The following is a 22,883-nucleotide window of genomic DNA, read 5'->3' as shown; positions in this document are numbered from 1 at the left end:
CTACATTGTAGCCATATATCTAGCTAATTAATCCCCCTATATTGAACTCCCTCGCAAGCGGGAAAATTCATTTAACAGGAGATCCTTATGTATACACTTTACTTCTCACCCGGTGCTTGTTCATTGGCGACTCAGGTTATTTTGCGTGAAATCAACCAGCCTTTTGAGTTGGTCAACAAAAGCAAAGTGGCGGACTTTTCAAGCATTAACCCCATCGGCGCCGTGCCGGTGTTGGCCACTAAAGACAAGATCTTCACCGAAGGCGCAGCCATTATCCTGCACCTTCTGGATCAACATCCTAATGACCTGTTGCCGGGTGAAGGACTGATGCGGACCCAAAGCATTGAGCATCTGCTCTTTGCCAATGCGACTATGCACCCGGCCTATAGCAAACTGTTTTTTATTAACAACGCATTGGAAGATAGTCCTGCAAAACAACAGGCCTTTGACAAAGCCGCCGCACAGGTGGGCAAGTTATGGCAAGTGGTTGAGGACAAACTGGACGGCCTGTATTTAAACGGAAAACACCTTTCTCCTGCCGAAATACTACTCGCCGTCTATGCCAGTTGGGGACAGTATTTCCCGGTCGATATTGCTGTTGGACCCCAAGCTCAGGCCATGATCGACCATGTCAGTGCCAGGGCCAGTTACCAAGCCTCCCTGGCAGCCGAACAACAGGCCGGATGATCTCCACCATGGAACTGAGCAGCGATTTACAGGCCGTTGAAGCAATGCTGATGCAGTACTTCGACGGTCTGCACCGCGCCGATATTGCCTTGTTGGATAAGATCTTTGATCCCCAGGCCAGGCTTTACGCACCGGGCGTACGTCGCAGCAAGGCACAGTGGCTGGAATTGGTGGCCCACCGGCCGGTACCGGCCCAGATTGGCGACCCTTTCGCCTATCGGGTGTTGTCTATTGAACTATGCGGCATGCAGGCCATAGCCAAAGTGGCCTGTCCGCTGCTGGGACAACACTTTATCGACTTCCTGAGCTTACTCAAGGAAGAAGGACGCTGGCGGATCATGGCCAAACAGTATGCAGATAATCCTTATATGCCAAGGAATTAGGAGAACAACATGCCTTACGTAAATATTAAAGTAACAGATGAAGGCGTAACGCCTGAGCAAAAACGCCAATTGATTGCCGGCACCACCCAACTTCTTGTAGAGGTACTGAATAAGAGCCCAAGCACCACCTTTGTGTTGATAGAAGAGGTAAACACCGACAATTGGGGAATCGGCTATCAAACGGTCAGCGAACTATGACAGACAAGCGTTAACGATGCCAATTACGCTAGCAGAGAGACTAAGATGTTGGCGACAGATTAGCTAGTATCCCTCTTTTGTAATGAAACCCCGGTTAATGCCGGGGTTTATTGTTTCTATAGTCATATTATTTTTACTTTTTGACAAGCATACTTGACACATCACTCTGTACCACTATGATATGTAAAATAAACTAGACATAGTGACAAGCAAGGTGGACAAAAATGCGCTCGGAAAAATCAGCGGACAATTGGCAAAAAGACTACAAGAGAAGTGTAAAACAACTCGGTTTATGGACATTGCTATGGGTGCTTTCTACAGCCCTGCTCAGCTTCGGTCCGGAAGCAGTGTGGCAATTCGATGCATTATTCTCGTTGATGGCCCTTGGACTCAATCTGTTGCTGGGCATTATGATGGTGCTCGCCATGGTCAGACATGTTCACCGCATGGATGAACTTGAGCGAAAGATCTTTTTAGATGCATCGTCCTTTACCCTGGGTATAGGGGTGATTGCCGCCACAGCCTACGGCACCTTGGAAGACATCAAACTTATTGCCTTCGAACCGGATATTGCCCATCTGATTCTGCTGATGTCGCTGACGTTTTTATTGTCAGTATGGGTGGGCAACAGGAGATACCGTTGAAAAACCGACTGAAAGTCCTGCGTGCCGAGCGAAACTGGACGCAGGCCGATCTGGCTGAGGCACTTTCGGTATCCAGGCAAACCGTCAATGCCATCGAAACCGGCAAATTCGACCCCAGCCTGCCGCTCGCCTTTAAGCTCTCGCGCCTGTTTGGGTTGCCTATTGAAGCTATCTTTGAGGATCCGGCAACCTAACCGCTGGCTATATAAAAACAAAACCCCGGCATGCCGGGGTTTTTAATGTGGTGAGCGATAAATGACTAAAGGATTAACTTTGTCAGCGCTCTCCAGCGATCTTATCTGTCCGCGCGGCCCTGGAAACGACGCTCTTCGGTATTGATGCGGATCCACTCGCCGGTTGCGATATATTCGGGCACCTGCACTACCAGACCAGTGGTTAACTTGGCTGGCTTAGTGCGAGAGGTGGCAGACGCACCTTTTATGGAAGGATCGGTTTCAACGATTTGCAGCTCAACGCTCATGGGCAATTCGATAGCCACCGGTACATCGCTAACGATCAATACCTGGATACCATCAGTTTCTTCGTTAATAAACAGCGCTTCTTCGGCAATGGCTTCTTTATTGATCAGGTATTGGCTGTAGTCTTCCTTGTCCATAAACACATACTGGTCACCGTCCACATAAGAGAAAGTAGCCTTACGACGCACCAGATCAGCCAAAGGCAGCATATCCGAGTCTTTAAAAGTTTCGTCGAACTTGGCCCCGGTTACCACATCGTACATACGCATACGGTAAATGCTGCCACCCGCACGGCCCTGGGGCACAGAGCGCTCGATATCGCGCACGATACAGGTGTGGCCGTCGAAGACGATGGTTGAGTTCTTTTTAATTTCACTGGCTTTTGGCATGGTCGTGTCCTGATACTTGATTCAAAAACTGTCTATTACATTTGGATATGGAACTGGGTGTCCGGCAATACAGAAAGCGACATTTGCGTCACACCGGCTAATTGGGGCGCTATTTTCCGCTATCTTTGGTTTTTTCGGAAGCAGGATATTTAACTGATCACCAAAAAAGGGGCGATGAGCTCGCTTTCATGATCCTTTACTAGCTATGATTGAAAAAACGCTCAGCGGCACTGACAATCTTTTGTGTATGAGGGCTTTGGATTTGTCGCTCAGGCGTAATCAGGTAATAGCGCTCAGTAATTTTGCCGGCGGTGCCAATACGCATAACCTGATACTGCTCACACAAGTGCTCGGCAATGCAGGCTGGTGCACAAAACACCCCATAGCCTTGTTGACCAAAGAGTTTCAGTACCGCGCTGTCGTCAAACTCGGCGATGACTTTGGGACGTACTTTTACTGATTCCAGGTAGGCAAGTATATTTACGCGCATTGTGGATTTGTCACCGGATAGCAACAGCGGCGCTCCCTCCAGACATTCTGGAAAGTCAGTGCAAGTAAAGTCATCACTTGGCCTTGCAAAGAAACACAGCGGACTTTCCCCTAAAAAGTGACTAAAGGCCTTCACATTTGCCCCTGGCGGTAGAGGACGGTCGGCCAGAATCAAATCCACTCGGTTAAGGGCCAGTTCGGCCAATAAACTATCTAATTCCCCTTCCCGATAAATCAGGCGGGTGCTGTCCAGCGCTGACACCAGAGGTTTCACCAAGTCATAGGCCAGGACCTTGGGGATCACGTCAGTTACCGCCAACGTATAACGATTGAGGGTACCGGGACTTTTTAAGCGCAGTTGGCCTTGCAGCTCCTCCCCCAGGGAGAAAATATCTTCAGCATATTGAAAAGCGGTTTTACCACGGCTATTGAGTACCAGCCGCTTTCCGCGACGCTCGAACAGTAATCCGCCGAGCTGATGCTCGAAGGTAGCCAGTTGTCCACTGACGGTTTGCGGGGTGACATTTAGCACCTGCGCGGCCCTGGCAATGGTCCCCTCACGTGCGGTAACGTAAAAATAGTAGAGATGGTGATAGTTAAGCTGCATTTTAATCAGGAATAAACTGATGATTATTCAAATATATTCGAATATTTTTGTTTATCAAACTACTCTATAACTCTTGTTTGGATAATACGGGGAGATTTATGTCCGAATTACGACAAATGGTTCAGCAAGGCACATTAGGTGGCGTGTTACTGGTTATCGCCGCTTTAGTTGCCATGGTGATTGCCAACAGCCCGCTGGCGGCGAGCTATCAGGCATTGCTGGACCTACCCATTGCGGTAAGCATCGGTGGCTTTGCTATCGATAAACCCCTGCTGCTGTGGATAAACGACGGTTTGATGGCCGTGTTTTTCTTTATGATCGGTCTTGAGGTCAAACGGGAAATCTTCGACGGTCATCTGGCCTCAAGAGATCAGATCATGCTTCCCGGTATCGCTGCCGTGGCAGGTATCGCTTTACCTGCACTGATCTACGCGTTTTTTAACTATGAAAAAGCCGTAGCGGTCAATGGTTGGGCCATTCCTGCTGCCACCGATATTGCCTTTGCCCTTGGCGTATTCAGCCTGTTCGGGCGCACCTTGCCTATTACCCTGAAGCTGTTTTTGCTATCGGTCGCCATCTTCGATGATATCGGCGCCATTATCATTATCGCCTTGTTCTATTCTGGGGAACTGGCCGAACTCTCCCTGATTATCGGGCTGACCGGCATGGTGGTGCTCTTTATCTTTAACCGTTTGGGCGTCAGCTCTTACGGTGCGTATTTACTGGTGGGCCTGGTGATTTGGGCGGCCGTATTGAAATCGGGTGTACACGCTACCCTGGCCGGCTTTGCCGCCGCTTGGTTTATTCCATTGCGTGGCAAAGACGAAGACGGCCATGAGATGTTGCACCACCTGGAGCACAAGCTACAACCCTGGGTTGCGCTCTTTATTTTGCCCGTATTTGCCTTTGCCAATGCTGGCGTTTCGCTGCTGGGCATGGATTTGAATGCCCTGCATATAACGGTTATCACCGGCATCATGGCCGGCCTGTTTGTCGGCAAGCAAGTGGGTATTTTCGGTGCCTGCTACCTGGCGGTGAAAGTCGGCCTGGCCAAGCTGCCCGAAGGTGTTAACTGGCGACAGATGTACGCGGTCAGCATCTTGTGTGGTATCGGCTTTACCATGAGCTTGTTTATCGGCTCTCTGGCTTTTGAAACAGCCGGCTCTGAATACATGTCCAGCGTCAAACTGGGCGTGCTGGCCGGTTCAATCCTCTCCGCCGTGTTCGGTGCCTTAGTGATCAAATGGAGTTCGAAGGGGGGCCAGGGAGTCCCTGCTCGGGCGCTTGATCAGGCATCGGATACGGCTACCTAAAACGTTAAATCCTACTAAGAGGTGACTATGGCTACCCAGCAAAATGTGACAATTATCCAACAGGGCGAACAGGCCTCCGCCCTGTCCCATAAGGTGTTACGTAACACCTATGCCCTGCTCTCGATGACGGTGCTGTTCAGCGGTGCGGTGGCCATGTTCAGCATGGCCAACAACCTGCCCCATCCGGGCCTGCTGATCACCTTAGTCGGCTACTTTGGGCTGTTGTTTCTGACCAGCAAAACCAGAAACAGCGGCTGGGGAATCGTTAGCGTATTCGCTCTGACCGGCTTTATGGGCTACACGCTGGGTCCCATCCTGTCTGCCTATTGGGCGGCAGCACCGGCGGTGGTTGGACAGGCATTACTGGGTACTGGTGCCATTTTTGCCGGCCTATCAGGCTATGCGCTTATCACCCGCAAGAACTTCTCGTTCCTGGGCGGTACCTTGTTTGTGGGTATTCTGGTGGCTTTCCTGGCCGGTCTGGGTGCGATATTTTTTGAAATTCCTGCCCTGTCCCTGGCGGTATCCGCGCTGTTTGTATTGCTGATGTCAGGCCTTATCTTGTTTGAGACCAGCAATATCCTGCACGGCGGCGAAACCAACTACATCATGGCGACTGTCTCTTTATACGTCGCCATCTTTAACCTGTTCACCAGCTTGCTGCACCTGCTTGGATTTATGCAGGACGAATAATGGACTTCCTCTGCTGACTAATCCCAACCGTCAGCTTCCTTTGCCCCGCCTTGTGCGGGGCTTTTTTATTCAAAGCACTGGATTTTAGAGGTCGGTGGCGCTGGCACGGGTGAGTCTGTCCCACACATCCATCCACTGCCCTTCTTTGGGTGGCTTTTCTACCAGGATTTCATCTGCACCCAGAGTATCGGCCTGATGCAATGCATCATAAAGATGACGCGCAAACAGCTGTTTCTGGCTGGCCAGTTTAATACTGGTGATGCCTGCAGGAATTTCCAACTCAGAGTAGTGCAGCACTACCCAATTTGCCGACTGAGAGCCAACTTGACTGAGCTTATGACGAAGTGCCGCACTACCTAAGAGTTGTAATCGGGTATTGGGCTGGTAATGGGCGCGCATATTGCCCGCCACTTTGACATCATGCGATACAGGTTGAGCGACCTTTTGTCCCAATACCTGGGACAGGGCATCGGCATCGATAGGGCCGGCGCGCAGCACCCGGGGAGAGCCACTGCTTAAGTCCACAATGGTGGACTCCAGGCCCACATCACAAGGACCACCATCGAGCACCGCATCAATGCGGCCATGCAAAGAGCCAAGTACATGCTCAGCACGGGTGGGACTTAACGCTTTATGCGGATTGGCAGAGGGTGCGACCACCCCTTGATCTAATTCTGCCAGCAACTGACGCAATTCGGGCAGCGCCGGCATGCGCACCGCAACAGTGTCCAGCCCGGCGGTAATCGCATCGGAGGCCTTAGCTGATTTTCGCAACAACAAGGTCAAAGGACCCGGCCAAAATTCGTTTATCAGCCGCCAGGCTTCATCCGGTACATGCTCCACCCAGTAATCCAACTGCGAAAAACTACCAATATGCACAATCAGCGGATGATCCAACGGGCGCTGCTTGGCCGCAAATACCGCTGCAATGGCGGTGGGATTGGTGGCCAGTGCCGCCAGGCCATAAACGGTCTCAGTTGGGATCGCGACCAGCTTTCCCGACAACAGCAAGGATTTGGCCACCTGGCGGTCGGCGCCATGGCGTAAATAAAGGTGCTTGGTATCTATAGTGTCAGTCATTAAGGATTACAGCTTGGGCAAAAAAACGGATTCGCCGTTTGGCTCTCTGCGGAAAAGTCTTGTTGGTAATCACAAGCTTGGCAAGTGGCGGTTTTGCAGCGCACTTGATTAGTGGGCTCACCACAAGCTGCACAAGGCAACCCAAGCTGGACCTTATCAGGCCAAAAACCGGGCATATCGCACTTGGGGCAGCGGCACTTAAGACGCTCGGCCAGGTTATGCGCCGCTTGGGCAATGGCTTCCATCCGCAGGGGGCTAAAATGGGCGCGCAGATCATACTCTATAAAGACCGCCTGCTCACGCCCAATTTCCATACAACGATGAAACGCTTGTGTTAGGGCATGCGTTCCCACCAGGCCTTTTAGCATCTGTGGATGGTCCTGATGCTGCGGACGCATTACAAAGCCCTGTCCTGCTGGCGCTTTAGCGACAAATGCCAGCACTTCGGCCAGGCTTTGACAACTGGCTTGGGCCATACAAGCCGGGCCTTGGGCTATTGCCGTAACCTCATGGCCAGTTTGCCTATCCACCCACACTAACATCTCCACATTCCATGGCACCATATCGCCGTAGGGACCACCGCCAAAACTGCCTTCACTGCCAATCCCCTGCTCCAAGCCAGTTAACTCACAGGCCAGCTGTGCCTTTTTGCGGGCGCAGGCCTGCTGACTCAACGTACGGGCAATGTCCCGGCTGAAAGTGCCCAATTGGTCGGTATCGAAGGCATCGGTGGGCACCAGGTTAATACCCAGTACTTCTTTTAGCACCGGTGCAATCACCCGTTGTTTGTCATGGCGCGTCAACAGCGCCACCGATGCGCCCTCCATTTGCGGTGAGGGCCTGATGTTAATTCCCAAAGCGGCTCTGCCTTATTAAAACGGTTATTCGAACCTGCCCTGATACAAGCGGCGTGGTAAACCTTCGGCACACTCATCCAAGGCAAAAATATACAGCCACTGATTGTCCACCAACTGTTTGAGCATAGGGTGCTTTCGCACAATAGCGAGAATGGCCGAAGGTGGCGCGGCGATATAGACGCTCAAACGCAGCGGCTCGTGCATTAGCTTTTCGCCATTATGTAGTGACTGCCATGGCAGCCCGATACGTAAATCGCCGCCATTGCCTTCAAAGACGCCGATATGACGACCCACGACGTTGTGCAGTACTTTATTGCCGCTGCCATAGCGCAGGTTATCTGTTACCGAGGCGTAATACTGAAAGTTGATCCATTGAGTAACCAGCATGGGGGCAGTCATGATCAGTTCCAACAATGAGAAATCTTTATCCTCACGCCAATGATAGTCATGCAGGAAACTACGCCCCTGCAGATCGCGGCATTGAGTGCGCTGCCTGGGAGCAATAATAAAGCTGGCGTTATTGGCAAGGGCCCATTCCGGACGCGTCTGCGACCAGTCTTTGCTGCGTTTTTGTAACTCTGTACCGACTTGGTCTTCGGCAACATTTAGCGCCGCTGCACGGGCACGATGGCGGCTGTCCGTAGCGCCTTTGAGCCAATGACTAACCAGTGTCAGGGATGCCGCATTAACATCCAACAATTCAATATTTTCGGTGGTGGTATTATGCAAAGCGGCAATAAACAGCGATTCTTCGGGAATGGTTATTTCCAACTTATGAAGCTCACCACGCACCGTTTTATCGTTCAGTAGCTGAGCCAGCAGACGCACATTCAGCTCGCCGGTCTGCCCACCACAGGCGCCACAATCCTGGGTGGCGCGATGTGGATTATTGGCACTGCTGCTGCCGTGGCCCACCAGCAAAATGTGCTTGGCAAACACACCACCAAAGCCCATGGCTTTTACCACAGGTGCCAGCAACTGTGCTTTGTCAGCAGCGCTCAACACTTTTCCCTCTTTGCTCAGTTGCCACTGCTGGGGATCACAAAGGTGCTCAACGGCACGCTTACTGGCGCCAGGAAACAGCGTCTTCTTAAGCAGTTTTACGCCATACCAAAGCCCGGCGCTCTCCACCGCACCGAAAGCGGCTGCGCCCGATTGGGTGGTGTGCTGCCAGGCACTGATACGTTCAATCCGCGACAGCTTGCCGGCATTAACCGGCTGCAGCAGACGAAGACTCGGGCGCAGCAAACCGGGCAGCTGCGCACGCCGATAATCCGACGAAGATGGCGCAATCTCGATGGGTAAACCGAAGAAGCCCGCAAACCCAAGGGTCTGGATCCGGCTGTCCTGCTGCTCCAACGCCAAACGCATAGGCTCGGAGCGCACATCGATACAAAATACGGCCTGCATCTCAGGCCGTGGCGTCATTGGCTCAGATACCCAGGGGCGCAGGGTGTTGGCCAATTGCAGTTGGTAGTTAAGTTCCAACGCGCGCTGCCAGATCCACCCCAGCTTTTGCGCCTGCAACTGCTGTTCGATGCGCCTGGGCATCAATTTAAACTGTTGCGTCCATTGACGCGCCAGGGCTTCAAAATCACTAGCATGACGCTGTTTCACATAGCGCCACAGGGCCAATTCCCATGCCATACGAATAGCCATCAATTGCCAGGTCAGGTCGAGACCGGAGTGGGCATGCTGCTCATCCTGCCAAGCGGTCCAGGATGCCCAACCATTGATATTTAGCAGCAGCGCATGGGCATAATCGGCCATGTGTTCGCTGGGTACTGTCATTTCGCTCAGCGCTTCAGTGACCAAACTGTCCGCATCCTCAGGTAAGGCGTTCAGGATGGCAGGTAAACCTGCGGCGCCCATTAAAATGGCAATGCCACGGTCGTGGGCAATATTATCAAGCCAGGTGCTGTAGAGGCTGTCGGCCTGCCATTTAATATCCTGCTGCTGTGCATTGCTGGCGCAAAATTGGGATATCTGATGAATAATCTCATCCTGCCAGCTCATGGCATGGCTGAGATCCCGGCTCTTATCCAACAGCTGACTGAAATGGTGCCAATGATCGTTGGGGCTCTGCTCATCCAAATACGCCAACAATTGCTCCACACCGGGCGGATTATCTGGGGCCACCTCACGGGCGGCCTGCAGCAGTTGCTCTTCCTGGACGTCCTGCTGTTGCCAGCGGCTACGGAAGTAATCTTTGCTCATCAGACATTGTGCCTGACTGAGCCAGGCCAGGTGCGCACTCAGCTGTGGCAGAGGTTGGTCTATCATGCGCCAGAAGGGATTAACGGCAATGGCTTGATCCAGTGGCCAGGCAGGGGCGATACGACGCACACCGTCCAGCAAGGCTGACTTGTTGGCGTTTATCTGCACACTTTGGTTCTGTTTTAACGGGATCATACTCGGCCCTCAACTTGTTTAAATTGTGTATGCGCCCTTTGCAATGAAGGTGGCAAGCTTACCGGCCATACCGCCAAGGTCAGGCGGGTTGCCCATTCATCAAGATAAAAGCCGGCATACAGATTTCGGTACAAGCGCTGTGATACAGACCATTTGCTTTGGTAACTGAGCAGATAGTATCCGGCGAAAAGCGTCGTCATCAAGGCCGCCATCCACCCCATCATCCAGGGGCTCAATACCTGCGGGGGCAGACCCAGCAACTCGGCAAAACCCTGCTTTTGCAGCAGATAGAGACCACCAAGTACCATCAGTAAAACAAGGCTTTGCAGCAGCGTGCGCAAATGCCCAAACAGGCTTTGGGAAAGCAGCACCACAGCCATCAGAAAAAAGGGCAACATCACCACCAGACGGCTCATATCCCACCAGATGATATGCATAAAGTGCGCAATCCCCAGCACCAGTGCACTGGCTAGTAATACGACCGCAGCCAATACAGGCAAGGACAAGCGGGCCGGCCGGTGCAACTTGCTGACCACATAGTCTTCCACCGCACTGCCTGCATTGAGGAAGGCAAAACTCTTGTAGCAGGAATGGGCTACCAGATGCAGTAGCGCGATTTCATAGAGTCCCAAGGCACACTCAAGCAACAACAAGCCCATCTGCGATACGGTGGACCAGGCCAGTTTTACTTTAATGCTGGAGCGGGTGTGCATGATAAGGGCAGCCAACACCGTACTTAAGCCTGCCGCGATAAGCAGAAAGGTCTTAGCCCACACCGACAGACTCAAAAGAGGAGCAAACAGGAGGAGCAACACACCACCCAGGTTGATAATACCGGCGTGTAACAACGCAGAAACCGGTGTGGGCGATTCCACCACCTGAATCAGCCAGCCATGCACCGGTAACTGTGCACATTTTATTAACGCGGCACTGGCCAGCAACATCACCACCCACTCATCCAGGGTACTGAGTGCGTCAGTTTCTTGATAATGGGCCAGGATCTCGGTCAACCAGGGCGTTTGCTGTTGCCACCACAGCAAACCAAAAGCCAGCAGCAGACATACCTCGGCCAAACGTGCAAACAAGAATTGCTTGTGGGCCGCCAACACAGCACGGGGCCGTTCCGGATAAAACATTAATAAGCGATGCAAAGATAAGCCGATGGCAATCCAGGCAAGCAACAGCACCAGCAAATGGTTGGTTGTCACCAGCAGAACGACCGACGCCAACGCCAGGGACATGTAACGCTGAAAGTCATTCAGGCGCGCTTCACCGCGCAAATACTCCTTGGCATAGCGGGTTAAGATCCAACCAAGGAAACTAACCAGTACCAGCATCACGCCGCCCACGGCCGATGCATGAAACCACATTGAAGCATCGGATGGGATTTGCCACATCAGCACTGCCGCAGCCAGGGCCAGAGCAAGATTCACCAGATAAAATCGTTGGATCCTGGGCCAGGCTTGTTGACCCGAATTCAAGCGATATCCGCAGAGTAAATAGCCGGCCAATATCCAGCCAATCAGCAGGGAAAATGTCATCAGGGCATCCTCGTCATTATTTGCAAGGAAGTATGAGGCTTGCTTGAAATTCTTTAAAATAGATATAAATTAATTAATCGTTCACATTATGCGAACTATAAATTCGATGTCTCAACGTTGACCTTGCGAGCGCCCCTATGCCCAAACTCAATTATCATCATCTCTACTACTTCTGGCAGGTGGCCTGCACCGGTAACCTGACGCAGGCCGCCGCTGACTTACATACCTCGCAATCGGCATTGTCGGCGCAAATCCGTCAGTTGGAGCACAATATGGACGTGCAACTTTTCCACCGCCAGGGACGCAAACTGGTGTTGACCGAAGTCGGCCAACAGACCCTGCTGATGGCCAATGATATTTTCGCCAAAGGGGAAGAATTAGAGGCCATGCTTAAAGGCTCCTCCCCAGCGGCGACACCGCTTCGTATCGGTGCCATTGCCAATATGTCGCGTAACTTTATTGAGGCCTTTGTCAGTCCGCTTTTGCATGATCCCAGCGCCAGCTTTACCCTGACTTCCAAGGGGATCACCGAGTTATTGCAAGAGTTGGCTAATCACCAGTTGGATGTGGTGCTCTCCAATATCAATGTGGCGCCCGATTCACAGCAGCTGTGGCAAGTACAGATGCTGGCCCGCCAACCTCTTTCAATCGTCGGTCCGGTCAGCAAAGCACCGCAAAGCAGCTTCCCTGAGGGCTATGAAAATATGCGCTGGGTGCTACCCGGCAAGCGCACCGAAATGCGCGCCGCCTTCGATGCCTTTTGCAGCCGCTGGCAATTTGAACCCAATGTCCAGGCAGAGGCGGACGATATGGCTATGCTGCGACTGCTGGCGAGGGATACGGGCGCACTGGCCGTGTTACCCAAAGTGGTGGTGAAAGATGAAATCAGCACCAAACAACTGATGGAATATATGGTCCTGCCCAAGGCGTTTGAGCATTTTTACGCCATTACCATCAAACGCACTTTCGTCTCTGACAGATTGCAGGCCTTACTGCATCAATCTATTTTGTAATCCTTGGCGCGGCGCCCTGAAAAGGACAATAAAAGTGAAGCACATTGAGCATATCGACAACGCCAACCGCTTAAGCCAGCACCGTTTTAAATATTATGATCTGGCCATGGTGGCTACCTGCGTGATCATCGTCTGCGCCAATATTATCGGTGCCGGGAAAGTCGCGAATATCGCCGGCTATAGCTTTGGTGCCGGCATTTTGTTCTTTCCACTCTCTTATGTGCTTGGTGATGTGCTTACCGAAGTCTATGGCTATGCCAGGGCCAGAAGAGTGATCTGGGCTGGATTTGCCTCAGCATTGTTTGCTGCCGGGATGGCCGCCTTTATCACCGCCATCCCACCAGATCCGGCCTGGAATACGGATTTGGGCGGTATCGATATGCAAAGCGCCTTTGCCCTTAATTTTGGCCAGGTACCACGCATCGTATTGGCATCCGTCGTCGCTATCTGGGCTGGAGAAATGGCCAATGCCTATGTAATGGCGAAAATGAAAATCTGGTCCGACGGTAAAGCGCTTTATCAGCGCACTATTGGCTCCACCATGGTCGGGCAAGGGGTGGATAGCCTGATCTTTTATCCTCTGGCCTTTTATGGCATTTGGGAATCGCAGTTAGTATTAGCGGTAATGCTCACTAACTATGTGCTCAAAGTGCTATGGGAAGTCATGCTGACCCCCATCACCTATAAAGTGGTCAATAGCCTTAAGAAAGCAGAAGGGGTGGATGTGTTTGACAAGGGTACCGAATTCACGCCTTTTTCGCTTCGCTCTTAGTTGGGACGTCTATCGCCTTGTAAACTGATCCCCAAAGCCTCAAGCTGGCGCTTGGCGAACTTGTCACCACTTTGATGCCAGCGCTGATAGAGGGCAAGAATATCGGAGGCATCGAACTGTTGCTGCTTGGCACAAGTGGCAGCAATCAGATCCAGCATATGAGCAAAGCCGTTAGCCAATTCTTCAAACACATGACGCAGTTGCCTGGCATGTTCGGCCAGATAGTCATAAGCGCCGCCGCCCATGCCCACAAAATAGTCCTTGCCGATACCTTTCCTGGCATAACGTTCTGGAAAAAGCGCGCCTAAGAACAAGGCCATATCGCCAAGTTGGCGTAACAGCAAACAGCGTTCATGCCCTTCACTTTGCAAGGCATCATGGTAAAGCAGCGCCAGAGGACGCACGCTTAACTCACCTTGTTCGTAGGTAAAAAATTGGTCCCGGTGACCAAGTCGTGCCAGTAACTGGCCCAGATACCAGAAAGTATCGTCCTGCGGCGCTTGCGCCAAATTTTTGGCCTGCGCTTGCAAACGCTCGCGAAAATAATCGGCCAGCTTGGTTTCAAAGGTTTGGGTGTGGGATAAGGCCATAAACTGCACTCCATCAATCAAACAGCGATCACTTTTATTAATAGACGCTGAGTCGGGAGACAGGCAAATTCGCCTCAAGGCTTTTCTTTGTCTTTAGTCGTTATATGCTGCGCAAAGCCAAAGCCGCCATCCAGGCGTTCCATCTCTGTTAGCACCTGCTCCAGAGCTTCCTGCGACTGATAGTCGCCATATATCAACTGGCGCATCAGGTTTTCCGCAGCTGACTGACGTTTTTTGTAATGGCTGTACAAACCAAACATCAGCACCGCCAATCCAGTCACCGTAGTTTGCACCATGGCCGATTGCAAAAAGGCCATCTGCCAACCGAAATCTTCTGCAAGAACCGCTAATGAAGGCCAAATCAACACCGCCATCCCGCCAATAATGGCCAGCCAAAAGGCCACTTTATTGATAATGGAATAGCTGCTGGCTTTGATATAGATATCGTAGATCAGCAGATAACGCCGTTGATTAACATCGCTGCTGTCCTGGCTGTCCGGCCCCCATTTTTGCGCCGCCCAACGTTCTAATAATGCGGCACTGGTTTGCTTGTTATGAAAGATAGTCATGATCCCTGGTACTCAAGCCTTTTTTAACAGTGTATACCAAGCCTCAAAGCATGCTTCTTCCTCAAAAACCAAAGGACTTACAGCAGTGACAACTGCTGCATTTTTCGCTAGTCTGCGCCGATGCAAAACCACTCATCTATCAGCCCCGATATCATCCAACAAGTTCACGCTCGGTTGGATGAATGCTTACAGGCAGCCGGGCACTATCTTGACCGTACCATTGCAAAGCCAACGCTATCGTTTAATCAACGCGGAAAAATTGCCGGCAGCGCCAGGTTGCAGCGGCATGAAATTCGCCTGAATCCGGTATTGATGGCCGATAACCTGGCGTGTTTTTTAAATGATGTGATCCCCCATGAGCTTTGTCATTTGCTGGTGTTTCAACTCTACGGAAGGGGCAGCCGTTTTCGGCCGATTTTACCTCATGGGCCCGAGTGGAAGGCCTTGATGCAGGGTATTTTTAACCTACCGGGTAAAGCCACCCATCAAATGGATGTGAGCAAAGTGCAAGGCAGGCAGTTTGTTTATCGCTGCGGCTGTGGGCCGGTATCGTTATCGGTTCGCCGCCACAACAAGGTACTCAAAGGCACCCGCTATATTTGCCGCAGTTGCCGGGAATCACTTGTCGCCGCCTGAACAGGTTTGTTTATTCGTAGACAGTAACGTTTTGCATGCATTATCAGGCCGAAGCATGTCGCCTCGGCCTGATTCTGGATCAACTCAATTTAAAGTAACCAACCTGCTGCTCAAGCTCATCGGATAATTTATCCAAAGCTTGCACAGCCTGTTTGTTTTCCTCCAGGGCCGTACGAGAGCGCTCCACCAGTTGTGCCAGGTTATCCATCTGTTCCAAAAGCTGTTTGACCTCTGCAACCTGTTCATCCGAGACAGACACCACATCCATCACCCGATGTTGTGAATCGTTGGCGTGGCGTTCAATATCTGAAAGCAAATCGCGGGAGCGATTGCCCAGCTCAAGGCTGTGTTCAATTTGCGGCAGTGTTTGTTCCATGGTCTGCACGGAACTGGTGGTCTGGCTCAGTACTTCATTCAGTAAGCCGGCAATCTGATCGGTGGCTTCACCGGTACGTTTAGCCAGCGTACGGACCTCATCTGCCACCACTGCAAAGCCCCGACCTGACTCGCCGGCTCTGGCGGCTTCGATGGCGGCATTCAGCGCCAACAGGTTAGTTTGCTCGGAAATGCCGCTGATCACATTGGTGATATTACTGATGGCCTCGGTACGCTGATGCAACTTTCGAATTTGCTCCACCGCACTACCCAGGGTCTTAAACACCTTCTCGATCTCTGCTGCGGTCTCATTAATGGTTTGCCGCCCACTTTGCACCGACTTCACCGTGGCGCCAGAGTTTTCCACGGTTTGCTTAAGTAAGTCGGATACGCTGTAAATACTTTCCCTCACCCGCTGCAGGCTTTGTGAGGCTTGCTGACTAAACTGACGCTGCTGGGCAGAGAGCTTCAGTACATCCTCGGCGTTACCCGCCACTTGACGACTGCGCGCACTGACATCACCAGAGGCCTTGTCGATGCTGGCAACGATTTTACTCAGGGTCTGCTGCATGGCAGCCAAATAGCCCATCACGCTTTTTTCGTGGCGACTCTCAATGGGCTCGCGTAAATCACCTTTGGCAACCAGGCCAAGACTTTGATTAACCGCATCGGGCTCGGCCCCCAGGGAACGATACAAGCCACGGCTGATGACCAGCGCAATCACGGCGCCAATCAATAGCGCCACCGCCATTAACGCCAACATAAAGAGTGAAAAGCCGCGGGTTTCCGAAAGCACATCGGCCGTCAGCGCCTGATTCTTATCTTCCTGATAATCAATAAATTGGTTAATGGTCGCCAGCCAGTCCACAAACGAGCTCCTGGCTTGTCCGAGCAACAGCTGTTCTGCCTGTTGCTGTTGCCCCTGGCGTTTCAACTCCACCAATTGCTTCATCATCGGCAGTGTATTGCGTTCAATGGTTTTGATTTTGCTGAGAATCTCTTTTTCTTTGGCAGACACATCCGCCCCCGCCATCATGGCGTCCAAAGGCCCGGCAGAATCGGCATAAAACTTTTCCAGGCGTGCTATCTCATCCAGATTTTTTCGGACTTCTGCTTCATCGGGCGCTATGACCAGATCGCGAATGGCAATCGCCCTGTCATGCACGCTGCCACGAAAGTTGATGGCGTAGCGTTGCATTACCGCGTTCTTTTCGGTGATTTGGCGCAGCATGTTGTCAATGTAGTTCACATTGCTGATACCAATCGCCACCAGCACTACCAGTATTGCCAATACCAACCCAAAACCAACAAACAGACGCATTTTAACGGTCCAGTTCGAAAAGACATCTTGCATAGGGAGCTCCGAAGGATGGAATGTGAGATTGCTGACGAAGGTAATCTATGTTTTATGCGCCAGCGAATCAATTTTAGCGATTGTGCTAATCGCGATTTATATGTCTAGCACAAAGTGCGCGGAGCTGTTGGAAAAGTGATTGAAATATGGGGAAAAAATGCAAAATTTTCGGGAGTGCTGAGATCAGAGCGGACAAGGGCCATGGCGGCATGAAGCACAAATCCATTGGCGCTCTTTTGAGAGCCTGGCAACCAGGCCAATTTAACAACGCTTGCTGCACTGCGCGGGTGAAGTAATGGGTGGTGGCGCCAATCTGACAGGCAGCTTTATAGCTGTAAACTGGAGTACAAATAAAGCGTGAGAAAGGCAGCACCTCTGCTCGCGCACAGCTCTGCCGAAACTTTTTAAGATAACCTGCTAGAAACAGGCCTTTGATGGCATATACAGGACTGGGAGGTGCGAATCCCGGACATTAGACTTTTCAACCTTACAAGGTAATCTAAATTGCAAGGTACAGTATAATTAGCTGTTAGGTGTTGTGCGAAAACGATCGCGGGAGATGACGATGGCACAGTGTCCGAAATGTAACGGTACAGGCCGGGTCGTATCCCTCCTTAATGCATACGATCCAAACAAGGTTGGTGCGGGTATGGGCATGCACCGGTGTGATCGATGTGCCGGTCAGGGTGTTGTTCATGGCGTGGGTGGTGGTGGAAGTGCAGGCAGTCAGCTGATGGCGATAGTCACGGGCCTGTTTCTTCACCCCGTCTACTCGTTTTTTGGATTCTGGCTGGTATGCACGATTCTGTTATTGACCTTAGGGGAAGTGGTGGGGCCATCGCTCGGCCTGGACAAACTTCCGAACTGGTATTTCCTCTTGGCTGCGGCTATTCCAGTCGCTTTAGCGGTGCTGTTTAAAAAGAGAATACCGGCCTTGATGAAGTGGATGTTCTATATCTTGATTAGCTGTATTTTTCTTTTTATCACCGCCGCGGTTATCTCAGTAATCATCGAAAAAACGGCATCAGGCTAAGTAATGCGGTGCCTACCGTGATACCTAACGAGTCAATCCACACGGACCTATAAACCGCTGCCCTGTATTGCCGCCGGTGCTTGTGGCACTGAGCAACCTATCCGATTGGGTCGAGAGTCGGGTGAGGCTGAGCCCAATCCAAGTAACACCCGCAAAGGGTTTACTCGATAAGCCAGACTTCAAAATGACTGGCACCGACTTCAGCGGTGCGCTTATCACCAGGTACGAAGCGTAAACTCAGCTTAATGCCTTTTTCTGCCAACTGTTTAACGGCCGCTTCGGCCTGTTGTTTTTCCTCGGCATGAAAGTATCGCAATTCTGAGTGAGACAATCCTTTGTGCTGAAGGCTTTCTACCCCTTCAACATGCCAGCCCAAAGCGCTTAGCGAAGTTTCAACCTCCTTGGCTTCCTGGGTCAGAGCATCGGATGAAATATGCAGATAAACAATTGGGATGTGGGCCTGCCTTGCCTTCGCCAGTGCCGCCAGGCGCATGGCGGCCTGCTTTACCTGGGTTTGCCCAGGCTCGCTATCTACCACGGCCTGCGCCAGTTTTTCGGCGAGCTCATTGTCCAGCGCCCCCAGCAAGTTGATGGCAAGGAGACGTTCTTTATCATCGCTACTGGTAACCTTGTCAGCAAAGATTTCTAAGATCTTTATCTGCCGATCTGAATTGGCCAGTGTTGCGCTAGTTCTGTCCTGCTGCTCGGTAACGAGATAGGTACCTAATATCCCCACAAGTGCCACTGCCAGTGGCATCAGGATAACCTCGATCCATTTTCTAGTATCCACCATTTCCCCTTCTACTTTTTCCGCTCCCAAAGGATATCAGTTTTGATTTTCATCCGAGGCCTTTAACTTGTTTTTTGCTTCTATCCACTGGGCCATATACTGCGTGCTTTTTAGTCGATGATGACGCAGCATGGCGCCATGGAAATTATCCAGACGGTGTTGATCCAAGCCCGCCTTTAAGGTCTCAATACGCTCTAGTAAGCATGGACCATGTTGTGCAGCATTGAACCGACTAGCAATCAGCTGCGCGGCGTTATTGCTGTGCTTTTGCCATTGCCCGGCATCTGTATATAAATTCACGGCCGCTTGAGCAAAGGCCTGTGGCTCGTCTGTCACCACAAGGCCACTTGGCAGTTCAGCATAGAGTCCTTCAGCGCCGATAGTGGTTGTCACCGCAGGCGTGTGGCAAAGGGCGGCATCTATGAGCTTGCCTTTGAGCCCGGCGCCAAAGCGTAGTGGCGCCAGCAGCACGCGGGCATTCCCCACCACCGCCAGGGCATTTTCGGCCCAGCCCTTTACCAAGAAGCCCTGGCGCTCATTATGTAGCAAGGTGGCTTTAGGCGGTGGATAAGCCCCATAGATATGTAGCTGTGCGTCAGGCAAGCGCGCGCGAATTAAAGGCCAGATAGACTCTTTTAAATAGAGGACGGCATCCCAGTTGGGAGCATGCCTGAAATTGCCAATGCTGACAAAGTGCTGCCGCTGAGCAAAGGTCAAAACGTCAGGGTGTTGGTCAGCATCCAGCATAAAGGGGGTGTAATGCAGCAAAGCAGACTCAACCTTGAAATGATTGGTCAGTAACGCTATCTCGGCTTCAGAGATCATCAGGCTGAGATCGCAGCGTAAGATGGCGGCTACCTCGCGCTTGGCCAGTTCATTGTGCAGATACTGATTGCTGACAGGCTCCCCGGCTTTAAACGCCACATGCCTGGCATGGCGCAGGCTGTGTAAATCCTCGCTGTCCAGGACTCTCAGGGCATTCGGACAATGGGTCTCTACCCGCCAACCAAACTGTTCTTCCATCATAAATCGGTCGAACATCACCACATCCGGCTGCAGATGGCGAATATAATCATCGAAACTGCTGCAATTGAGCACCAGAGTGACCGCCTCCACGCCGATGCTGCTGAGTTCAATAGCGTGCTGGCTAGGCTCGGCCGCAGAGCCATAGATGATCCGGTAGCCGGCGTCTTTGAATAACCTGAGTAGCTGCACCATGCGACTGCCCGCCGCCGATGAATTTGGCTCAGGCCATACATAGCCGATAACAAATAAGGTAGGCATGCAGCGAAAGACGCCTTACTGGGAGACAAGCTCAGTGGTGGTAGTTGGTGCAGCGCTACCAACCACCTGTGGATAAGGTCCGTAAATATTGTATTGATAGCGGGCATGACGCTGCCACCAGCGCTGCGCTGCATCAAGGCGCCCTCTTTCTTCCAAGGCTTGGGCAATATTGATATAGGCCGGCAATAAGGTTTCTTGTTGCTCGAGACTGGCCTTCCACAGGGCCAGATACAACTCGGGAATATACTCCTGATCGTGATATTCCATAAAGGTCAGACTGTCACTGGCCTTATAGGCCTGCATCGCATGGTTATTACAGGTGCGTGCCCTGGCCAGTTTCCACCCTTGCTGCGCCTCGCCCCATTTCTCTGAGGCGGCCGTCATTACCTCATCTCCTTCGACAAATACCAGATTAGGCGCCGGGTGATGAGGCTGACATACCTGTTCGGCCATCTCGCTCGACAAGGGATATTCATCCACAAACCCGGAAAAGTGGGCCAACTCGTGTACAAACACCGAGTAGGTATCGCCCAAATCCAAATACATAATGCCATTATTGACGTTGGCTTTACCCAGTTCGGCCAGCACCAGCACATGGGTAAAATCGGCATCCAGTGGCAGTGAATCCAGCTTCGATGCGTCACAGCCCAAGCGACGCGAGCCCTGCCAGTTATCACTGCAAGCTAAGGTATCAGGTTTAAGCCACAGCGGCGTGCCCAAACAGATGGGTAAATCCTGCAGACGTTTATCCTGCTTAAAATTGCTGGCAAGCTGCTTATATTGAATAAGATTTTCCAACGACAGCGCCAATGGCTGGATCTTGATGGCACATTGCTGTGTGTTATTCACCGCTGCAATGTTCACTTTGTTCACTGCTTGATTACGCCAGTTTTGCGAGATCAGTTTCAGATAATCCCCGGCCTGAGGTACTTTCAACTCGTCGGCCCGCTCAAAGTATTGTTTGGCCTGCTCATACTCGCCCTGGCGCCATAAAGTCCGGGCTAACAGCAAGGCACTGGGACCATCTGACTGAGCGGCCTTTTCAAGCCAGGGCTGTGCAGCCTCTGGCTGCAAGTCTGCCAAATACCACTGATAAAGCGCAATCACCGCCGGCAGATAGTCTTGCTCAGCGGATTGTTGCAACCATTTGATTCGCCGATTGAGATCGTCACTTAATAAAGCCAGTTCGTACTGCGCTTTGGCGTGACCGGCCTCTGCGGCACGACTCATGATCCGCTGTTGTTTGCTCTCGTTATCTTCCTGCATGGCCAGGGAATAGTAAGCCTCGGCATCCCCGAGCAAAGCCGCCTGTTGCAACCAATAGGGATCATTGCTTTGACTGGCGTAGTCACTCAACTGGCGCAGTGCTTCCTCGGAACCGCCTTGTACCGCCAAATACAGGGCATAAGGCCTGCCCTGCTCTTGCACCGACAGTAAGTAGGCCTGATCGCGACTGCTGCTGGTAAAGGGAATAAATGCCCCCAGCGCTATCAGCACTGCCACCAGCAATGTCTTCAGGCTTTTCATTGGATTTTGCTATTCATCAGCGCCTCTTCACGCAGCAGATCCAATTCGAGTCTGGCGTAACGATGCTCGACAAATTCATAGACATTGGTAGAAAGGGCCAGCTTGAAATAGTTGGATGCCTTACCTCTGTTACCGCGCTCTCCATAGTATTTACCCAGGTAGAAGTACGCTTCGCAAAGGCGGTTAGCCAGTTCTTGCTGATTACGCACATCCAACAGCAGCGAAGCCAAGAGCTGCTGTTCGGACAAATCACCCAGGTAAAAATCTACCAATAGGGTGGCCCAGTTACGATCACTGAGTTTGGAACGGCTTTGCCGTAGATTGCTCTGTGCCTGCGCATCGCTTACTTCATACTCGGCGATATAGGTCCAAAGCACGCGGTATGGATCGGTTTCGTCCTTGGCATAGAAACGATTGAGATCGTCAATGGCAAGCTCGGGGCGACCGCCGTAGTACAAGGCAATGCCGCGATTTAAAAAGGCGAACTCATGGTTGGGGTCGATTTCCAGAGTGGCATCGAAGGCTTCATAAGCCTGGATAAATTCCATATTCTGGGTATGGTGAATACCAATAAAATTGTAGGCTTCTGCCATATTGGGCTTGAGTTTGAGGGCGGTGGAGAAATCAAACTGGGCAAGACCCGAGAGACCCACACTGTCATAGAGCATGCCGCGCTGATATAAAAGCTCAGCACGCTGGCCATCACTCATTTCAACCTGCCCAAGGATCTGATTATATCTGGCCAGCGCCATTTGGCTGCGCATATTCGCCGCCAGGGGCTCAACCAGAATCAGATTACCCATTTGCGCCTGCCCGTACTGATTATCGGGTAAGGTACTGCAACCACTGGCAAGCAGGGCCAGCAGCGGTACCAACGACAGTTTCAACCTATTCATACTCAAAATGGCTCGACCTACTCTGCAAACATTACCAATCTGGGTTGCACATTCCATGAGAGAGCTGACTTTATCAGAAAGCAAAAGCTTACGCTTCTCCCGTTCAATCAGTTGTAACAAATAGAATAAAAAAAGGCATCCCGAAGGATGCCTCAGACTGTTGAAAAAGGCCTGGACGCAGATCCAGGCCTTTGATCTAATGAGCATAGTGAACAACATGGATTCACCATGCTTAGAGACAAAACCCCCCAACAATATGAACTAGAAATGGT

At 51.6% G+C, this 22,883-nt stretch carries 24 protein-coding genes; 11 read left to right on the top strand and 13 right to left on the bottom strand.

Features of this window, described 5'->3' with window-relative positions:
- The first annotated feature begins 87 nt into the window (after positions 1-87).
- From P2G88_RS18470 to P2G88_RS18450, 5 genes are all read left to right on the top strand, one after another.
- Entirely contained in the window at positions 88-687 is a 600-nt protein-coding gene (locus P2G88_RS18470; RefSeq protein WP_275798762.1) for a glutathione S-transferase family protein, read from the top strand.
- 8 nt (positions 688-695) lie between these two features.
- Complete coding sequence (locus P2G88_RS18465; RefSeq protein WP_275798760.1) at positions 696-1,070, top strand: nuclear transport factor 2 family protein; 375 nt, start codon at positions 696-698, stop codon at positions 1,068-1,070.
- 9 nt (positions 1,071-1,079) lie between these two features.
- Positions 1,080-1,268: a 4-oxalocrotonate tautomerase family protein gene (locus P2G88_RS18460; RefSeq protein WP_275798758.1), complete on the top strand. Its 189-nt coding sequence runs from the start codon at positions 1,080-1,082 to the stop codon at positions 1,266-1,268.
- 224 nt (positions 1,269-1,492) lie between these two features.
- The gene (locus P2G88_RS18455) at positions 1,493-1,912 is read left to right on the top strand and encodes a hypothetical protein (protein ID WP_275798756.1); all 420 of its coding nucleotides are present in this window, start codon (positions 1,493-1,495) and stop codon (positions 1,910-1,912) included.
- Positions 1,909-2,106: a helix-turn-helix transcriptional regulator gene (locus P2G88_RS18450; RefSeq protein ID WP_275798754.1), complete on the top strand. Its 198-nt coding sequence runs from the start codon at positions 1,909-1,911 to the stop codon at positions 2,104-2,106. Before P2G88_RS18455 ends, P2G88_RS18450 begins: the two co-directional genes overlap by 4 nt.
- A 101-nt stretch (positions 2,107-2,207) precedes the next feature.
- Here P2G88_RS18450 and yeiP read toward each other — a convergent pair whose 3' ends face one another.
- Positions 2,208-2,780: an elongation factor P-like protein YeiP gene (gene yeiP, locus P2G88_RS18445; protein WP_275798752.1), complete on the bottom strand. Its 573-nt coding sequence runs from the start codon at positions 2,778-2,780 to the stop codon at positions 2,208-2,210.
- A gap of 199 nt (positions 2,781-2,979) precedes the next feature.
- A complete protein-coding gene (locus P2G88_RS18440) occupies positions 2,980-3,876 on the bottom strand; it encodes a LysR family transcriptional regulator (RefSeq protein ID WP_275798750.1) in 897 nt (298 codons plus the stop codon).
- A 98-nt stretch (positions 3,877-3,974) separates the two neighbouring features.
- Between P2G88_RS18440 and nhaA the strand changes: the two genes are divergently transcribed.
- Entirely contained in the window at positions 3,975-5,189 is a 1,215-nt protein-coding gene (nhaA, locus tag P2G88_RS18435; protein ID WP_275798748.1) for a Na+/H+ antiporter NhaA, read from the top strand.
- Between the two features lie 27 nt (positions 5,190-5,216).
- Complete coding sequence (locus tag P2G88_RS18430) at positions 5,217-5,882, top strand: Bax inhibitor-1/YccA family protein (protein WP_275798746.1); 666 nt, start codon at positions 5,217-5,219, stop codon at positions 5,880-5,882.
- Between the two features lie 84 nt (positions 5,883-5,966).
- Here the strand turns inward: P2G88_RS18430 and P2G88_RS18425 are convergent, their stop codons facing one another.
- The 4 genes from P2G88_RS18425 to P2G88_RS18410 all read right to left on the bottom strand — a co-directional run bounded on the left by P2G88_RS18425 (position 5,967) and on the right by P2G88_RS18410 (position 11,772).
- Entirely contained in the window at positions 5,967-6,962 is a 996-nt protein-coding gene (locus tag P2G88_RS18425; protein ID WP_275798744.1) for an L-threonylcarbamoyladenylate synthase, read from the bottom strand.
- Complete coding sequence (locus P2G88_RS18420) at positions 6,962-7,774, bottom strand: DUF6671 family protein (RefSeq protein WP_275798742.1); 813 nt, start codon at positions 7,772-7,774, stop codon at positions 6,962-6,964. Before P2G88_RS18420 ends, P2G88_RS18425 begins: the two co-directional genes overlap by 1 nt.
- 69 nt (positions 7,775-7,843) lie before the next feature.
- Positions 7,844-10,231: a DUF2309 domain-containing protein gene (locus P2G88_RS18415; RefSeq protein ID WP_275798740.1), complete on the bottom strand. Its 2,388-nt coding sequence runs from the start codon at positions 10,229-10,231 to the stop codon at positions 7,844-7,846.
- Entirely contained in the window at positions 10,228-11,772 is a 1,545-nt protein-coding gene (locus tag P2G88_RS18410) for an NADH-quinone oxidoreductase subunit L (RefSeq protein WP_275798738.1), read from the bottom strand. Before P2G88_RS18410 ends, P2G88_RS18415 begins: the two co-directional genes overlap by 4 nt.
- A 137-nt stretch (positions 11,773-11,909) precedes the next feature.
- Between P2G88_RS18410 and P2G88_RS18405 the strand changes: the two genes are divergently transcribed.
- Together P2G88_RS18405 and P2G88_RS18400 are read left to right on the top strand one after the other, a co-directional pair.
- Positions 11,910-12,785 (top strand): LysR family transcriptional regulator, encoded by an 876-nt coding sequence (locus P2G88_RS18405; protein ID WP_275798736.1) that lies wholly within the window; start codon positions 11,910-11,912, stop codon positions 12,783-12,785.
- Positions 12,786-12,819: 34 nt separating this feature from the next.
- Positions 12,820-13,557, top strand: a complete 738-nt coding sequence (locus P2G88_RS18400) for a queuosine precursor transporter (protein ID WP_275798734.1) — start codon at positions 12,820-12,822, stop codon at positions 13,555-13,557.
- Here P2G88_RS18400 and P2G88_RS18395 read toward each other — a convergent pair.
- A complete protein-coding gene (locus tag P2G88_RS18395) occupies positions 13,554-14,147 on the bottom strand; it encodes a hypothetical protein (protein ID WP_275798732.1) in 594 nt (197 codons plus the stop codon). The two genes, P2G88_RS18400 and P2G88_RS18395, sit on opposite strands and share 4 nt — an antisense overlap.
- Before the next feature lie 74 nt (positions 14,148-14,221).
- Positions 14,222-14,716, bottom strand: coding sequence for a hypothetical protein (locus tag P2G88_RS18390; RefSeq protein ID WP_275798730.1), 495 nt, complete (start codon positions 14,714-14,716; stop codon positions 14,222-14,224).
- Between the two features lie 120 nt (positions 14,717-14,836).
- Here P2G88_RS18390 and P2G88_RS18385 point away from each other — a divergent pair, with 120 nt between their 5' ends.
- Positions 14,837-15,352, top strand: coding sequence for a SprT family zinc-dependent metalloprotease (locus tag P2G88_RS18385; RefSeq protein WP_275798728.1), 516 nt, complete (start codon positions 14,837-14,839; stop codon positions 15,350-15,352).
- Positions 15,353-15,431: 79 nt separating this feature from the next.
- Here the strand turns inward: P2G88_RS18385 and P2G88_RS18380 are convergent, their stop codons facing one another.
- Positions 15,432-17,081: a methyl-accepting chemotaxis protein gene (locus P2G88_RS18380; protein WP_275798726.1), complete on the bottom strand. Its 1,650-nt coding sequence runs from the start codon at positions 17,079-17,081 to the stop codon at positions 15,432-15,434.
- A 565-nt stretch (positions 17,082-17,646) separates the two neighbouring features.
- Here P2G88_RS18380 and P2G88_RS18375 point away from each other — a divergent pair.
- Positions 17,647-18,114, top strand: a complete 468-nt coding sequence (locus P2G88_RS18375) for a hypothetical protein (RefSeq protein WP_275798724.1) — start codon at positions 17,647-17,649, stop codon at positions 18,112-18,114.
- A gap of 160 nt (positions 18,115-18,274) precedes the next feature.
- Here the strand turns inward: P2G88_RS18375 and P2G88_RS18370 are convergent, their stop codons facing one another.
- From P2G88_RS18370 to nlpI, 4 genes are read right to left on the bottom strand one after another with little or no spacing between them, the layout of a single operon-like run.
- Positions 18,275-18,904, bottom strand: coding sequence for a hypothetical protein (locus P2G88_RS18370; RefSeq protein ID WP_275798722.1), 630 nt, complete (start codon positions 18,902-18,904; stop codon positions 18,275-18,277).
- Between the two features lie 36 nt (positions 18,905-18,940).
- Positions 18,941-20,188, bottom strand: a complete 1,248-nt coding sequence (locus tag P2G88_RS18365; protein WP_275798720.1) for a glycosyltransferase family 4 protein — start codon at positions 20,186-20,188, stop codon at positions 18,941-18,943.
- A 15-nt stretch (positions 20,189-20,203) separates the two neighbouring features.
- Entirely contained in the window at positions 20,204-21,715 is a 1,512-nt protein-coding gene (locus P2G88_RS18360; protein ID WP_275798718.1) for a hypothetical protein, read from the bottom strand.
- Positions 21,712-22,611, bottom strand: coding sequence for a lipoprotein NlpI (gene nlpI, locus P2G88_RS18355; protein ID WP_275798716.1), 900 nt, complete (start codon positions 22,609-22,611; stop codon positions 21,712-21,714). Before nlpI ends, P2G88_RS18360 begins: the two co-directional genes overlap by 4 nt.
- Positions 22,612-22,883: the final 272 nt, after the last annotated feature.

This window comes from Aliiglaciecola sp. CAU 1673 (assembly GCF_029223185.1).
GTDB lineage: Bacteria > Pseudomonadota > Gammaproteobacteria > Enterobacterales > Alteromonadaceae > Bowmanella.
Note: the sequence above shows the minus strand (reverse complement) of the source record. Positions and strands in the feature narration are given on the sequence as shown.